This is a genomic window from Janthinobacterium sp. 78 (genome assembly GCF_003096775.1).
Classification (GTDB): Bacteria; Pseudomonadota; Gammaproteobacteria; order Burkholderiales; family Burkholderiaceae_D; genus Janthinobacterium; species Janthinobacterium tructae.
The window spans coordinates 1,701,077-1,715,672 of the sequence record NZ_QENT01000001.1; the positions used below are offsets into that span (position 1 = coordinate 1,701,077).

The 14,596-nt window shown below is 65.4% G+C and carries 16 protein-coding genes; 8 read left to right on the forward strand and 8 right to left on the reverse strand.

The features are described 5' to 3' along the window. Nucleotides 1-32: 32 nt before the first annotated feature. From C8C92_RS07485 to C8C92_RS07520, 8 genes are all read right to left on the reverse strand, one after another. A complete protein-coding gene (locus C8C92_RS07485) occupies nucleotides 33-1,061 on the reverse strand; it encodes a glycoside hydrolase family 3 N-terminal domain-containing protein (RefSeq protein WP_116743420.1) in 1,029 nt (342 codons plus the stop codon). Continuing rightward, complete coding sequence (locus C8C92_RS07490) at nucleotides 1,058-1,906, reverse strand: carbohydrate ABC transporter permease (RefSeq protein ID WP_243420139.1); 849 nt, start codon at nucleotides 1,904-1,906, stop codon at nucleotides 1,058-1,060. Before C8C92_RS07490 ends, C8C92_RS07485 begins: the two co-directional genes overlap by 4 nt. A gap of 12 nt (nucleotides 1,907-1,918) precedes the next feature. Further along, nucleotides 1,919-2,788 (reverse strand): sugar ABC transporter permease, encoded by an 870-nt coding sequence (locus C8C92_RS07495; RefSeq protein WP_116743421.1) that lies wholly within the window; start codon nucleotides 2,786-2,788, stop codon nucleotides 1,919-1,921. An 8-nt stretch (nucleotides 2,789-2,796) separates the two neighbouring features. Then, nucleotides 2,797-4,053: an extracellular solute-binding protein gene (locus C8C92_RS07500; RefSeq protein WP_116743422.1), complete on the reverse strand. Its 1,257-nt coding sequence runs from the start codon at nucleotides 4,051-4,053 to the stop codon at nucleotides 2,797-2,799. A gap of 102 nt (nucleotides 4,054-4,155) precedes the next feature. Beyond that, nucleotides 4,156-5,169 carry an SIS domain-containing protein gene (locus C8C92_RS07505; RefSeq protein ID WP_099760348.1) on the reverse strand — a complete coding sequence of 338 codons (1,014 nt, stop codon included), beginning with the start codon at nucleotides 5,167-5,169 and terminating at the stop codon, nucleotides 4,156-4,158. Beyond that, nucleotides 5,159-6,271 (reverse strand): N-acetylglucosamine-6-phosphate deacetylase, encoded by a 1,113-nt coding sequence (gene nagA / locus C8C92_RS07510; protein ID WP_099760347.1) that lies wholly within the window; start codon nucleotides 6,269-6,271, stop codon nucleotides 5,159-5,161. Before nagA ends, C8C92_RS07505 begins: the two co-directional genes overlap by 11 nt. Next, nucleotides 6,268-7,002, reverse strand: a complete 735-nt coding sequence (locus C8C92_RS07515) for a GntR family transcriptional regulator (protein WP_096238325.1) — start codon at nucleotides 7,000-7,002, stop codon at nucleotides 6,268-6,270. The genes nagA and C8C92_RS07515 overlap by 4 nt, the downstream gene beginning before the upstream one ends. 2 nt (nucleotides 7,003-7,004) lie before the next feature. After that, complete coding sequence (locus C8C92_RS07520) at nucleotides 7,005-7,877, reverse strand: BadF/BadG/BcrA/BcrD ATPase family protein (RefSeq protein ID WP_116743423.1); 873 nt, start codon at nucleotides 7,875-7,877, stop codon at nucleotides 7,005-7,007. A gap of 346 nt (nucleotides 7,878-8,223) precedes the next feature. On the opposite strand from C8C92_RS07520, the gene C8C92_RS07525 reads away from it, so the two are divergent. From C8C92_RS07525 to C8C92_RS07560, 8 genes are all read left to right on the forward strand, one after another. Then, nucleotides 8,224-8,511 carry a hypothetical protein gene (locus C8C92_RS07525; RefSeq protein ID WP_071079060.1) on the forward strand — a complete coding sequence of 96 codons (288 nt, stop codon included), beginning with the start codon at nucleotides 8,224-8,226 and terminating at the stop codon, nucleotides 8,509-8,511. A gap of 230 nt (nucleotides 8,512-8,741) precedes the next feature. Then, nucleotides 8,742-9,266, forward strand: coding sequence for a hypothetical protein (locus tag C8C92_RS07530; protein ID WP_116743424.1), 525 nt, complete (start codon nucleotides 8,742-8,744; stop codon nucleotides 9,264-9,266). Nucleotides 9,267-9,317: 51 nt separating this feature from the next. After that, the gene (locus C8C92_RS07535) at nucleotides 9,318-10,955 is read left to right on the forward strand and encodes an ExeA family protein (protein ID WP_116743425.1); all 1,638 of its coding nucleotides are present in this window, start codon (nucleotides 9,318-9,320) and stop codon (nucleotides 10,953-10,955) included. Nucleotide 10,956: 1 nt separating this feature from the next. Continuing rightward, nucleotides 10,957-11,655, forward strand: coding sequence for a general secretion pathway protein GspB (locus tag C8C92_RS07540; RefSeq protein ID WP_116743426.1), 699 nt, complete (start codon nucleotides 10,957-10,959; stop codon nucleotides 11,653-11,655). A 100-nt stretch (nucleotides 11,656-11,755) separates the two neighbouring features. Next, a complete protein-coding gene (locus C8C92_RS07545) occupies nucleotides 11,756-13,150 on the forward strand; it encodes an alkaline phosphatase family protein (protein ID WP_116743427.1) in 1,395 nt (464 codons plus the stop codon). A gap of 83 nt (nucleotides 13,151-13,233) precedes the next feature. Beyond that, nucleotides 13,234-13,770: a molybdopterin-guanine dinucleotide biosynthesis protein B gene (gene mobB / locus C8C92_RS07550; RefSeq protein WP_116743428.1), complete on the forward strand. Its 537-nt coding sequence runs from the start codon at nucleotides 13,234-13,236 to the stop codon at nucleotides 13,768-13,770. Between the two features lie 57 nt (nucleotides 13,771-13,827). Next, complete coding sequence (locus tag C8C92_RS07555; RefSeq protein WP_096234204.1) at nucleotides 13,828-14,028, forward strand: YjfB family protein; 201 nt, start codon at nucleotides 13,828-13,830, stop codon at nucleotides 14,026-14,028. Between the two features lie 259 nt (nucleotides 14,029-14,287). Beyond that, nucleotides 14,288-14,590 (forward strand): DUF2282 domain-containing protein, encoded by a 303-nt coding sequence (locus C8C92_RS07560; RefSeq protein WP_099760339.1) that lies wholly within the window; start codon nucleotides 14,288-14,290, stop codon nucleotides 14,588-14,590. The last annotated feature ends 6 nt before the right edge of the window (nucleotides 14,591-14,596 follow it).

Sequence of the window (14,596 nt, forward strand, 5' to 3'; positions counted from 1 at the left end):
AGTGCGGTTTGATTCGGTGGCAAGGGCGGTGCTCACTGGCAGCGCCGCCTGGCCTCGGCCATGATGATGCGGTCGGCCGCCTCCTGCGCGTACACGCCGCTGGCGGCCGGGTAGCGTGCGGCCATGGCCGCCAGGCGCTGCAGCCGCGCACCCACCGCCTGCAGCGGCAGGGCGCCAGAGGCCAGCGCGGCGCTGACGTCGTCCAGTGCGGCCGGCAACTGCGCGGCATCGGCCAGCAGGGCCATGTCGGCGCCGGCGGCCAGGGCGCGCGCGCCGACATGCCCGCCCTGCGCGTCGATGCCGGGCGTGAGCAGCACGCCGCCATAGCTCCACTGCTGGCGCAGCAAGCCATGCATCACCGCGCGCGACAGGCTGGCGGGCTGGCTTGCGTCGAGGGCCGGATAGACCACGTGCGCGCTCAGCATCGAGGCCGTCTGCGTGGCGGCCTGGCGAAACGGCACGAAATCGTGTTCTTCCAGCTGCGAGCGGGTCTTGTCGACGCTGGGCAGCTGGCCACCGGCGCCGTGCTGCGGCAGGTTCAGCCTGGCGCAGCACGCCACGCCCTCGGCCTGGCAGCCCGCCGTCCAGGCTTGCGCCATGGCGGCCGCTTGTGCCGGATCGCCGCCAAACGCCTGCGCCGCGCCAGGCGCCCGTGCGGCGCCGGTGTCGAGATTGATCAGGGGCGCCAGCAGCCAGTTGATGCCCAATGTGCGCAAGCCGCGCGCCGTCGCCGCGCCCGTGCCGTTGGCCAGCTCCGCGTCGCCGACGGCGCACAGGTCCATGGCGCCCGGCGGCTGCGGCAGCCAGGCGGGGTAAGCCTGGGGCATGCCGGCCGGGTCGATGGCGATCAGCGCTTGCGGACCCAGCGCGCGCCGCAAGTCCGCACTCAGGCGCGTCAGCTGCGCCGCATCGCGCAGATTGGCCGCGTGCAGGCACACGGCGCGCACGCCGCTGGCCTGCAGCCATTGCGCCGTGGCCGCATCGAGTTCGGCGCCGGGGATGCCCGTCATCAGCAGCTGCCCGGCAAGCCGGCGCAGGTCGGTGGCGATGGCGGCGCTCATTTGACGGCGCCGTCCATGCCGCGCATGAAGAAGCGCTGGGTAAACAGGAATGCCAGCAGGGTCGGCACGATGGTGATCAGGGTGCCGGCGGCGATCACGCGCGTGCTGCTGCCAAACGTGCCGCGCAAATACAGCACGCCTACCGACAGGGGGAATTCATCGGGTTTGCTCATGACGATGGAGGGCCAGATGTATTCATTCCACGATTCGACGGCCGTCAGGATGCCGACGGTGGCCAGCCATGGCGTGATCAGGGGCAGCATGATGCGGCTGAAGATGACCCACTCGGAGGCGCCATCGACACGCGCGGCGTCGATCAGGTCTTGCGGCACTTCCTCGAACGCCTGCTTGAGCAGCAAAATGGCCACGGCCGTCACCACGTTGGGCAGGATCACTCCCGTGTAGGTGTCGACCAGGCTCATTTGCGTGATGGTGATGAAGTTGACGAGAAAATTCACCTCCGACGGCAGCACCAGCGTGGCCAGGATCAGGCCGAACACCAGTTTGCGGCCACGAAATTTCAGGCGCGCCAGCGGATACGCGGCCAAAGAGCACAGCAGCAGTTTCCAGAAGACGGTAAACACGGCGATCAGCACGGAGTTCTTGAAGAACGACCAGATGGGAATCGCATGGAACACTTCGATGAAGTTCTCAAAGGACGGCGCCTTCGGCCAGAAGGTGGGCGGGAAGGCGAAGATATTGCCTTGCGTGGAAATGGCCGTCACCAGGGTCCACCAGAACGGGAAGACGCAGACGACGGCGATTGCGCACAGCACGGCATAGTGGCCCGCATATTGGACTATGCGTTGCAGGCGGGTTTTCAGAGTGCGGGAACGGAGTTTCATGGTCAGTCCCTCTTAGCGATGCTTGGGTTTCAGATAGCGCAGGCACAGCAGGGCGATGGCTATGCAGAACAGCGAGACGACGAAACTGGCGGCCAGCGCGCGCGGCAGTTTCAAGTGCTTGAGGCCCTGGTCATACGCGTAGTACAGCGCCGTGAAGGTGGAGTTCATCGGCCCACCCTGGGTCAGCACGTCGACTTCCTGGTAAGCCTTCAGGGCCGCCAGCACGGACAGGATAGTGCACAGCATGATGGTGGGGCGCAGCATCGGCACGGTGATTTTCCAGAAGCGCTGCCAGCGGTTGGCGCCATCGAGCATGGCCGCTTCCTGCATGTCCGACGGGATCGACTGCAGCGCCGCCAGGTACATCACCATGTACCAGCCCAGGCCGCGCCACAGCGTGACGAACATGACGGCGAACAGGGCCAGGCTGTCGTTCGTCAGCCAGCCCACGGGCGCGTTCACCAGCTTCAGGGTCAGCATCACGTAGTTCAAGGCGCCCTGTTCGTGGAACATGAAACCCCACATGATGCCGACCACGGAAACCGTGGTCACCACGGGCACATAGAAGGCGGCGCGGAACAAACGGATGCCGGGCAGGCGGTTGTTCACCAGCACGGCCAGCACGATGGCGCCCACCTGCACGAAGGGCACCATCAGCAAAAACATCAGCGAATTCTTCAGGCCCGAGACGAACATCTCGTTGTTGAAGATGTAGCGGAAGTTATCCAGGCCGACGAAGCGCGTCTCGCGTATCAGGCTGTAATCGGTGAACGCCAGCACGGAGCCGTAGCCGACGGGCCAGAAGGAAAAGGCGGCCAGCAGCAGCAGGGCGGGGGCGAGAAACAGCCAGGCTTGCAGGGTGTGGCGGTGGGCGAGTTTCATGGATGTCCTCAGTGGCGCGGCAGGGTGGCCAGCTTGCGGTTCCAGATGGCGACGGCCTGGTCCAGCGCCTGTTGCACGTCCTGCTTGCCCGTCACGCCCGCCTCGACGGCTTTCACCAGCGAGCGGCGCAATTCGTCGTAGTCGTCGATGCCGGCCACGTACAGGGTGCGCGAGTGGCCCATCGACAGGGCGCCGGCAGCGACGGCTTTCTCGGCCGCGCCCGCGTTCTGCGGCGTGGATAGAAAAAACGGATCGGCCGCCGCCTTGACGGTGGTGGGAAAGACGCTGGCCTGCTTGGCGAATTCCAGCTGGTTGGCGTCGTTCGTCAGGAAGCGCGCGAACTTGCCGACCGACGGCAGCAGGCGCGCCGGCACGCCTTTTGGAATGGCGAAGTGCACCAGCCAGCCGCCGTCGGCGATGCCGGTGGGACCCAGCGGCGCGGGCGCCACGTCGGTGATGGCGTAGATCTCTTTCGCGTCGCCGCGAATGCGCTGCATGGCCGTGGGCGGCGCCAGCAGCATGCCCAGGCGGCCGCCCTTGTAGGCGTCGATCACGGCCGGGAAGTTATCTTCGGCGAACAGGCTTTCCTTCAGCAGGCCGCCGACCTTGTAGGTGTCGGCCAGCTTTTGCACCAGCGCCACGTGCTGCGGCGAATTGAAGACGGCGCGGTTATCGGTAATGACGGCCAGGCCCTGCTGCATGAACAGGCCATCGATTTTCGACAGCGCGGGGGCGATGCCGGCCTTGCCCGTGCGTTGCGCGATCTGGCGCGCGAACGCCAGCTGTTCATCGAGGCTGGCGGGGCCGCGCATGAGGCCCGCCTGCTTGAAAATGGCGGTATTGAAGGCGATCACCGCGACATTGCTGTACATGGGAAAACCGTAGGTGCGGCCCTTGAAGCGCAAGACTTCCAGGGCGCTGGGAATGTAGCTGGCGCGCGCCTCCGCGATCAGGCCATCGATGGGCGTGAGCAAGCCGTCGCGCGCAAATTCATCGGCCCAGGGCACGTTCAGGCTGACCAGCGCGGGCGGCGTGCCGGCCACGATGCGCGTGACCAGCTTGGTCTGGATGATGTCCCACGGGAAGTCGATCCACTCGATTTTGACGTCGGGATTCTGCGCCTCATAGCGCGCCACCACCGCATTGAAATACGGCGTGAACTTGGGCTTCATGCTGAAGGTCCAGAATTCGATTTTCTCGGCAGCCCATGCCTGTGGCGCGAGCAGGCCCGCGCAGGCAAACACTGCCAACAGTCTCTTGATCATTATTATTATCCCGACCAGTGGCCCCGTAAGTGCCGGGGTCGGACCCTAAGGGGCTAGGTGCCCCCGTCCGACCCCAGTCTTCGCTTTTGGGTTGGGTATTGCTTAGTTTGTTTTTGTTACTTTGCTCAGGTGGCGCGGCGCATCCGGGTCCATGCCGCGCGCGGCCGACAGCTTCGCCGCCATCACGTAGAAGGACTGGATGGCGACGATCGGGTCGAGGTCCGGCGTGGCCGCCACGGGCAGGGTCAGGTCGCGCTCGGCCACATCGCTTGGCGCCGCCAGCAAGACCTTGGCGCCGCGGCCGCGCATCTCCGTTGCCAGTTGCAGCAGACCGGCTTGCGTCGGGCCGCGCGTGGCAAAAATCAGTAGCGGGTAGCCGTCTTCGATCAGGGCCATCGGGCCATGCTTGATTTCGGCGCCGCTGAACGCTTCCGCCTGCAGGGCCGAGGTTTCCTTGAATTTCAGTGCCGCTTCCAGCGCCACTGGGAAGCTGATGCCGCGTCCCACGACCATGATGTTGCGCGCCGGCGCCAGCACGTCAATCGCCGGCGACCAGTCGACGCGGGTCGCTTCGAGCAGCGCTTCGGGCAGCGCTTCCAGACCCGCCTGTAGCTCGGGGTCGTTCTGCCACTGGGCCACCATGCGCGCACCGGCGACCAGGCTGGTGATGAAGCTCTTGGTGGCGGCGACGCTTTGTTCCTTGCCGGCGCGCAGGGGCATGGCCCATTCGGCGGCGTGCGCCAGCGGCGAATCGATGTCGTTGACGAGGGCCACGGTGGTGGCGCCGCCGTCGCGGAAGTAGCGGATCGGTTCGACCACGTCCGGGCTCTGGCCCGATTGCGAGATCGAGATGGCCAGCGTATCGCGCGTTACCAGCGGCGACTTGTTCAGGGTCACCAGCGACATCGGCAGCGAGGCGACGACACGGCCCAGGCGCGCCATGATCAGGTAGGCGACGTAGTTGCAGGCGTGGTCGGAGCTGCCGCGCGCGATGGTCAGCGCGGTCGAGAACGAGGTGCTCCTCAATTTGCGGCCCAGTTCCGCGTAGCGTTCCGTGTCGCTGGCCAGTTGCAGGGCGACGCATTCGGCGGCGGAAATGGCTTCTTTAAGCATCATTGAGGTCACAGATTTCTCCTTCTATATACACAGCTTTGAGTTTGAGATCGCGATCGAGTACCACCAGATCGGCGTAAGTGCCGGGGGCCAGCCGGCCGCGTTCTTCCAGGCCCAGGTAATCGGCGGCATTGGTCGACACGCGCTTGGACGCGTCGGCCAGGTCCAGTCCCAGTCCCACCAGGTTGCGCAGCGCCTGGTCCAGGGTCAGGGTGCTGCCCGCCAGCGTGCCGTCGGGCAGGCGCACGCCGCCCATGCATTTCTGCACGGCGTGGCGGCCCAGCATGTATTCGCCGTCCGGCATGCCGGTGGCGGCGGTCGAATCGGTGACGCAGTACAGGCGCGGGATGGCGCGCAGGGCCACCTTGATGGCGCCCGGGTGCACGTGCAGCAGGTCGGGAATCAGTTCCGCGTATTCGGCGTGCGCCAGGGCGGCGCCGACCATGCCCGGCTCGCGGTGGTGCAAGCCGCTCATGGCGTTGAACAAATGCGTGAAACCCATGGCGCCGTGCTCCAGCGCGGCCACGCCATCCTCATAGGAGCCGAGCGTGTGACCGATCTGCACGCGCACGCCGGCGTCGGCCAGGGCACGCACCAGGTCCAGGTGGCCGGCGATTTCCGGCGCCACGGTGATGACGCGCAGCTTGGCCAGCGTTTGCAGGCGTTCGATTTCGGCCAGCGTGGCGGCGCGCGCGTAGTTCGGCTGCGCCCCGAGTTTGCCGGAATTGATGTACGGGCCTTCCAGGTGGGCGCCCAGCACGCGCGCCGTGTTCGGGCGGCGGTGGTTGGCAGCGATGCCGATGGCCGTCAGGGCCATGTCGATATCTTCCGGCGGCGCCGTCATGGTGGTGGCCAGCAGGCTGGTGGTGCCGTGGCGCGCGTGGATGGCCGCGATGGTGTAGACGGCGTCGCCGCCTTGCATGATGTCCTTGCCGGCGCCGCCATGCACGTGCAGGTCGATAAAGCCGGGCAAAATATAGTCGTCGCCATTGGTCGACGGGTGGAGGGACTCGCCCGTGATGCTGTCGACGCGCTCGCCGAAGGCGATGGCGCCGTGGATCCAGCCGCCGGGGGTAAGGATATTGCCTTTGATAGTGCTGCTCATCTGCGCGACTCCGCTACGAATTCATAATAATCACTGCGGCAATACGAGTGGGTCAGTTCCACCGCTGCGCCGTTGTCGAGATAACTGACACGGGTGATGTGCAGCATGGCTTCACCCGTCTTGATATTGGCCAGCTTGGCCTGTTCCGCCGTGGCGTTGACGGCGCGGATATGCTGCAGCGCGCGCATCGGGATGGTGCCGCGCGACTCCAGGTAGCCGTACAGCGAATCGGTGACCTGCTGCGGATCCGGCATGTACAGCGCGGGGATGGTGGTCGTCTCGATCGCCATCACCACGTCGTCGGCCGTGCGCAGGCGGCGCAAGCGCGCCACCGGCATGTGTGGCGACAGGCCCAGCGACAGCAGTTCCAGCGGCGCCGCCGCGCCGATATCGCGCTGCAGCCAGCGCGAGCCGGCCGTGAAGCCCCGCTGGCGCAATTCTTCCGAAAAGCTCGTCAGGCGCGACAGCGGCTGCTCCAGCTTGGGCGTGATGTAGGTGCCCGAGCCGCGCCTGCGCGTCAGCATGCCCCGGTCGCACAGCATGTCGATGGCCTTGCGCGCCGTGACGCGCGAGATTTCCAGGATGTCCGACAGCACGCGCTCGGAAGGCAAGGCCTGGTTGGCGCGCCAGTCGCCGCTGGCGATGCCGTCCGACAGCATGTTCGCCAGTTGCATGTAGAGCGGCGTGTCGCTGGCGGGATTGGGTTTGAAGGCGGACAGTTTGGTCAGCATGGTCATTGCTCCTGCAAGTGCTTGCTGATCAGGCGCAGGCCGCCTGCGGCCGAGTCGCCCTGTGCCGGCACGACCAGTTGCAGCAGTGCCGCCGGCAGGTAGCTTGACAAGGGCGCCGCCAGGCCGCCGCACAGGGCCACGGGCAAGGTGCCGGCCGGGTCGAGCGCCCTGGCAATGAGGGCGATCTGCTGGCCCGCGTCGCTCAGGATGCCATGTGCCACGGCATTGCTGGCCGCGTGTTCGAGTACCAGCCGCGCCAGTTGCGCGAACGTGGTCTGGCTGGCGGCCGCCAGCCACACCTGCATGGCGTTGCGCTGGCCGCCGCAGGCGTCGATGATGGCCGTGGCGAAGGCGCTGCCGGGCACGCGCCCGTCGACCACCTGCTGCGCGTGGTTGATGGCGCGCATGCCGATCCAGGCGCCGCCGGCTTCGTCGCCGGAGGGAAAGCCCCAGCCGCCCACTTCGTGGCGGCTGCCGTCCGCGTGCAGTACTTCGCCTACGCTGCCGGTGCCGATGGCGACGATGACGCCCGGCTGGCCCGCGTGGGCGCCCAGCAGGGTGGTCAGGGCATCCGATTCGAGTGCCACCAAGGCATAGCCGGGATTGTGTTCGACAAAGCTGGCGGCCCACTGCTTGTTGTGCACGCCGGCCAGGCCCAGGCCGATGGCCATGCGCTGCAGCGACGGCTGTTCCAGGCCGGCGGCGCGGAAGGCCAGGGTGACGGCATGTGCCACGGACGTCCAGGCGCGGTCGATGCCCAGTCCCAGGCCGGATGGGCCGCTTTGTCCCTGCGCCAGTTCCTGGCCATCGAGGCGCGCCAGGCGTACGCGGGTGCCGCTGCCCCCGCCGTCGACGCCGATTATGTATTCGATCATGTTGTGCAGTCCCGCATATGGTTGATTGCGCCTGTCTGGTTTTTTATTTGTCGGGCGGCGAAAAAGCTGAAGGCACTATATTGTCGCCTCGATGGCTTGTCAACAGGTATTTAAGTGGTATTAATAAATGCGTGGTGCGATGCCGTGCCATGCCCGAGGTGGTGATTGCAAGTTGCTGTTAATAAAGGGTTTTTTGTGTTTTGTGAATGGTATTGAAATTGGCCTTGTTTAATGCCAATTTTTTCAGACTGGTCCAGGTCTGGTGTTGCGCTATTGCTTGTATGCATGCTTGGCAAGGCGCGCCATGAAGAGTAAAGTCCGCCTTTTACACCTGAGTTGGAAGAGCATGATGAACGACAAGGCAGCAAAGAGCGAGTACTGGGACGACTGGCAGCAAGAGGCGCTGGCCGCCGGCGTGTCGGCGCCGCTGGCCAAGCTGGGCATGGAAATGATGCGCACGCACCGCAAGAACCGCTGGCCGAAGGATTTCCTGGGCCGCGAAAGCGATGGCCCGGTCATGCTCGAGATGTGCCTGGAAGACGAGGCGGAAACGGAATTGTTCTTTATCGAGAACCTGCATCCCTACGATGCGGAGCTGATCGAAAAGACGCGCCGTCGCCTGTGCCTGCACTGATAGTGCGCTGATGCCTGACTGGAACGGCCGCCTTGTGCGGCCGTTTTGCTTTTCGGGTGGCATTTTCATGGGGGAGTGTCATAATGGCCCAGGCATTTTCGCCCAAGCATGGAGTAGATGATGAGCAAGGCACAGGACAGCAAGAAAGAAGCCAAGAAGGAACCGGCCAAGAGCATGAAGGAAAAGAAGGAAGCCAAGAAGGTCAAGAAAGAAGAGCGCAAGCGCTGATCATGCGCGTGCGCCGTGCATTGATGCGTCCTTGGCGTGCGCCGGCCCTGCTGGCGGCGTTCGCCCTGCTGGCCTTCGGTGTGCCCGTGTCCGGCGTGCTGGCGCAGGCCAAGCCGCCGCCGTCCACGTTCGGGCAAGTGGTGGGCAATGCCGTGCTGTGCATCGACCAGATCGACAACAAGGCATTCTATGCCTATTTGCTGACGGCTTTCGGCCCCGCCTACAAGCATGAAGGCGGCGCCTACTGGTTCCGCACGGACGCCACCTTGTGGGGCGCGCCCGTTACCGACGTGATCGTCAGCGACGATACCAGCCCCCTGGTCTTCATGGGCGTGGTGGCGGATTCGACGCCGGAAAAGCTGGAACCGGCCATTCGCAGCGCCTCGGGCCTGCGTTTCAATAAACTCGACAATTCCGCCTTTCCTGTCCGTGGTTCCATGCCTGGCAGTAAAATCGTCTACTTCCGTAGCAAGGCGAAAGTGTATTGCGCCAAATACAAGCCGTTGCCGCCCGCCCGCACCCGCTGAGGGGTTCGGCTTGCCGCCGCGCATTTTGATCGTTTCATCCGCAGGGTCTCCATGTACACGCATTATTTCCAGCTCAAGCAATCGCCGTTTTCGATCGCCCCCGATCCGCGCTACCTGTTCATGAGCGAACGCCACCGCGAAGCGCTGGCGCACTTGCTGTATGGCGTGGGCAGCGGCGGCGGCTTCGTGCTGCTGACGGGAGAAATCGGCGCCGGCAAGACCACCGTGTGCCGCTGCTTCATGGAACAGATTCCGGACAATTGCCAGCTCGCCTATATCTTCAATCCGAAACTGTCCGTCGAGGAATTGCTGCTGTCGATCTGCGAGGAATTCCGCATCGCCGTGGCGCCCGGCGTGGCCAGCGTGAAAGGCTATGTCGACGCCATCAATGCGCATTTGCTGGCCAGCCATGCGCAGGGCAAGAACAATGTGCTGATCATTGACGAAGCGCAAAACCTGTCCGCCGCCGTGCTGGAGCAGCTGCGTTTGCTGACCAACCTGGAAACGAGCGAGCGCAAACTGCTGCAGATTATCCTCATCGGCCAGCCGGAATTGCGCGCCATGCTGGCCCGGCCCGAGCTGGAACAGCTGGCGCAGCGCGTGATTGCCCGCTATCACCTGGGCTCGCTGACGGCCGAGGAAACGGCCAGCTATGTCCGCCACCGCCTGGCCGTGGCGGGCAGTACGGCGCAGACGCCGTTCGCGCCGCGCCTGATGGCGCAGATCCATGCCTTGAGCAAGGGCGTGCCGCGCCGCATCAACCTGCTGTGCGACCGCGCGCTGCTGGGCGCCTACGTGGAAAACCAGCCACAGGTGACGCGCCAGATATTGCGCCGTGCCGCCGAGGAAGTATTTGCAGAAGAGGGCAAGCCGGCTGCCGGACGGGGCTTGCGCTGGCCGCACGTGGCCGGTGGCGTGCTGGCCGGTGCCGTGGTCACGGCCGCGCTGGCCTGGCACTTCATGCCGCACGCTGGCGTGCCCGTACCGGCGGTCACGGCACCGGCACCGGCCTTGGCCGCATCCGTGCCGGCGGCGTCCGCAGCGGTGACCGTGCCTGCGCCCGTCAGCGTGCCGGACAGCAACGCCGTGCTGCGCCAGCTGGCCGCCCTGTGGGGCGAGCAGTTGCCGGCCGGTGACGCTTGCCAGGCGGGCGCCCGCGCCGGCCTGCGCTGCCTGCATAGCCGGGGCGGCATCGCCGAACTGCGCGTGCTGGATACTCCCGCGATGCTGGCCTTGCGCGATGGTCAAGGAGCAGAACAGCTGGCGTTGCTGACGCGCTTGCAGGGCGAGACGGCCACCTTGATACTCGATGGCAAACAACAAAGCCTGCCCCTGGCCCAGCTGGCGCAGCGCAGCGATGGCAGTTTTACCACCTTCTGGCGCGCCCCGCGAGGCTGGCGCGACGAAGTGCCGCTGGGTGCCCGCGGCGCCGACGTGGACTGGCTGGCGCAGCGCCTGGCGCAGCAGCGTGGCTTGCCGGCGCCGGCCGCCAATCTGCCGCTCGATGGCGAGATGCAAGGCCAGCTGCGTGCTTTCCAGCAGAGCCAGAACCTGCGGGCTGATGGCCTGGCGGGTCCGAAAACCTACATACGCCTGAGGCAACTGGGTGACAACGCGGAGCCGCGCCTGAGCAGCGCAGCTCCTGCCGTGGCAGCGTCCGCTGCGACGGCGATGGTGGCAGGGAAATAAGATGTCCTACATACTTGAAGCACTGAAAAAATCGCAGGCCGAGCGCCAGCTGGGCGAGTTGCCCTCGATTCACGCACCGCAAGTGCAGCTGCATGATGGCGCAGCGTCCGCTTCTGCGCGGCGCACGCCCGTCTGGCTGGCGCTGGGCGGCGTGACGGTGGCCGTGGCTGCCGCACTGCTGCTGTGGCAGCCTTGGCAGGCAGCGGCCACGGCGCCGGCGCTTACACCTGCCGTGTTGGCCCAGGCTGTGCCAGCACCGATGCCGGTAGCCGTCCCGCCAGCAGTCCCTGTACCTGTACCCGCGCTGGCCCCCGTCACACAAGTTACTCCCGTGCCGCCAGCGGCCACCGCCGCACCCGTGCACCATGCCAGGCCCGTGGCGGAGCCGAAGCAGGAGACGCCCGGCCAGGCCGTGTCGCCGCCCGTTGCGGCCCCGGCGCCTGCAGTGCCGCCCACGCCCGCCGCCGAGGAAAGCGTCCCCGGCATGCGCGACTTGCCCGAGCCGATACAACGGCAAATCCCCGCCATTGCCATCGGCGGCTATATCTATTCGAAGAATCCGGCCGACCGCCTGTTGCTGATCGACAAGGTGCTGCGCCACGAAGGCGAGGAGTTGGCACCGGGCCTGGTACTGGAAAAGTTGCAGCCGAAGGCGGCCATCTTCAGTTTCAAGGGCTACCGCTACCGCGTGCCGTATTGACTTGTTGCGCATCAAGGCCGGGCCTTCGTAGCTGAACCAACCTGGCCTGGCCTGGTCGAATCAGGGTCGCTGCGCCCGTGTGCGCGGCCAGGGGGTTCCCATGATTGCTGCCGCAGCTGCAGGTGAGAGTGCGCTTGATACGGATGCGCCGGAAAATCTGGCGCGCATCGAGCATATCGTCGTGCTGATGCTGGAAAACCGCTCGTTCGACCACATGCTGGGCTACCTGAGTCTGGAAGGGGGGCGCGCCGACATCGATGGCTTGCAGGCCGGCCATGCCAACCTGCACGCGGGCGTAACGTATCCTGTGCACCATTTGCGGCGCACGGCCTTCGGCCCGCAGCAAGACCCGTCGCATACGGGCCTGTCGGTGGCGCAGCAATTGCAAAACAATAACGGTGGCTTCGTCGACGACTATGCGCAAACGCATCCGGGCGACCCCGACATCGATCTGGTGATGGGTTACTACAATGCGGCCGACTTGCCCATGTATGATTTTCTGGCGCAACAGTTCTGCGTCTGCGACCGCTGCTACAGCTCCGTGCCTGGCGCCACCTGGCCCAACCGCCTGTACGCGATCAGCGGCAAGGCAGCCGGCAGCCGCGACAGCAAGCGCGTGCCCCTGTATGCGAACAAGTCCTTCGTGCGCCACCTGGACCGGGCCCAGGTTAGCTGGAAATTTTATTCCGCCTGGAAACCCTGGAGCCTGGCCTTCAGCGACGACCATTACCGCTCGTCCGAGTGGTATGAACCCTTCGGTTCCAGCGCGCGCCGCTATGGTTTCATCGGCGATGCGCTGGCGGGCACCTTGCCGTCTGTCAGCTGGATCGATCCGCATTTTTTTGAGAATGACGACCACCCGCCGGCCGATATCCGCGCCGGCCAGGCGCTGGTAGCCCAGGTTTATCAGGCCCTGTCGCGCGGTCCCGCCTGGCCGCGCACCTTGCTGATCCTCAGTTATGACGAGCACGGCGGCTTTTTCGACCATGTGCCGCCGCCCGCCGCCGCCGATGACGACCCCGCGTTTCGCCAGTACGGCGTGCGCGTGCCCATGCTGCTGGTGTCGCCGCTGATCGCGCCGGGCAGCGTCAGCCACCAGGTGGTCGATCACACGTCGATCATCAAAACCATCCTGCAGCGCTTTTGCCGCGCCGCCGATGGTGGCTTGCCCCAGATGGGCGCGCGCGTGGCAGCCGCCAGCGGCCTGGGCGCCGTGCTGACCCTGGCGCAGCCGCGCGCGGCGCCCGCCGTGCCCTTTGCTGTGCTGGCGCAGCGGGCCGCCTGGGAAGCGGATGTGCGGGCGCACGACTTCGCCCCGCTGGCGCAGGTTGAAGGCTTGGTCGCCGCCGTTGCCGCCGTGCCCGTGCAATCCGATGCTGAAGCGGGCGTGATCGCTGCGCATCGGCAATTGGCGCGCTGGGCCAGGAATGCGCAGGCAGCGCCCGGGCCGGCGGGCCGGCGCCGGCGGCAGGGTGGCAAGCCGGCACCGGCCTGAGTTGGGCAATGCATGTCGCCCGCGCCGGGCGCTGGCGCCGGTGCGGCTGCGTATAATCACTGCTTCTCAATCAAGGAGTGATCATGCACGATGCGATGCCCGCCCACCCGGTACTGGGTGTGATCGGCCGTTCCGGTAGCGGCAAGACGACCCTGCTGGAATTTGTGGTGAAGGAACTGGCGGCGCGCGGCTTGCGCGTCAACCTGGTCAAGCACAGCCACCATGACCTGGCGCTGGAACCGCCGCAAAAAGACAGCGCCCGCTTGCGTCTGGCAGGGGCGGCGGAAGTGCTGGTGGCGTCGCCGTATCGCTTTGCCATCGTGCATGAGTTGCGCGGCGCGCCCGAACCGAGCCTGGCGCAGCAATTGGCCCGCATGGGGCCGGCGGACCTGACCCTGGTCGAAGGTTTCAAGACGGACCCCATTCCCAAGCTGGAAGTGTTCCGCCCGGAAGTGGGGCAGGCGCCCCTGTATCCGCATGACCCGCATGTGATCGCCGTCGCCTCCGACAGCCCGGCGCCGGCCGACCTGCGTGAGGGCGTGCAATGGCTGGACTTGAATGCGCGCGAGCACGTGCTGGCCTGGTTGCTGCTGCAGTTGGAAAATAAGCTGGAAAAATAAGCTAAAGGTTTGCCGCGGCCATCCGTTAATACTGGTAGAACCTCATTGGAGAAATGTATGGACGTCGGAAGCATTGCTCAACTGTCAACCACTATGGCGGAGACAGGCACGCGGCAAGCCGTCGGCTTGACTGTCCTGAAAAAAGCCCAGGATATTCAAAGTTCGACCGCCACTGCCTTGCTGGAAGCGTTGCCACCGATACAGTCGGCGCCAAGTCTGCCGGCTCACCTCGGTAACCGCATCAACACGACAGCCTGAGCGCAGGTCTGTAGCGCCCGTCTGGCGCTTTGCCGTGCCCATGCCCACACCACCGTCCTCGACGGTGGAGAGTGGGCGTTTTTGTCTGTCTTTCCGCTTTTTTTTTCCCGCTCCTGTGAAGTTGATTAATTGACCATGGTTCGCCATGGCACGGCCGATTCAGTAAAATGACGTCCATCACCTCGCGTTGCCCATCGTGCAGCGGGGGGCGTGCCGTCAGAATTTACCGATTACTTTGACCCATGCAAGAGGAACTCCCATGAACAAACGTCAAGCTCTCATCGCCGCCGCCCTCGCGGGCCTCTGTGCCGGCACTACCCTTAACGCGGCCGCGCACGATGGCCCCGCCCCTGGCGACAAGGAAAAATGCTACGGCGTCGCCAAGGCAGGGCAGAACGATTGCGCTTCGTCCGATGGCGCGCATTCCTGCGCGGGCCAGGCCGAGGCGGACAATCTGCCCACGGAATGGGCCTATGTTGCCAAGGGCACGTGCGAACAGGCGGGCGGTTCCGTCAAGCCCATCAAGGCCGGCAAGGCCGCCAAACCGGCCACGCAGCCGTAAACTCTC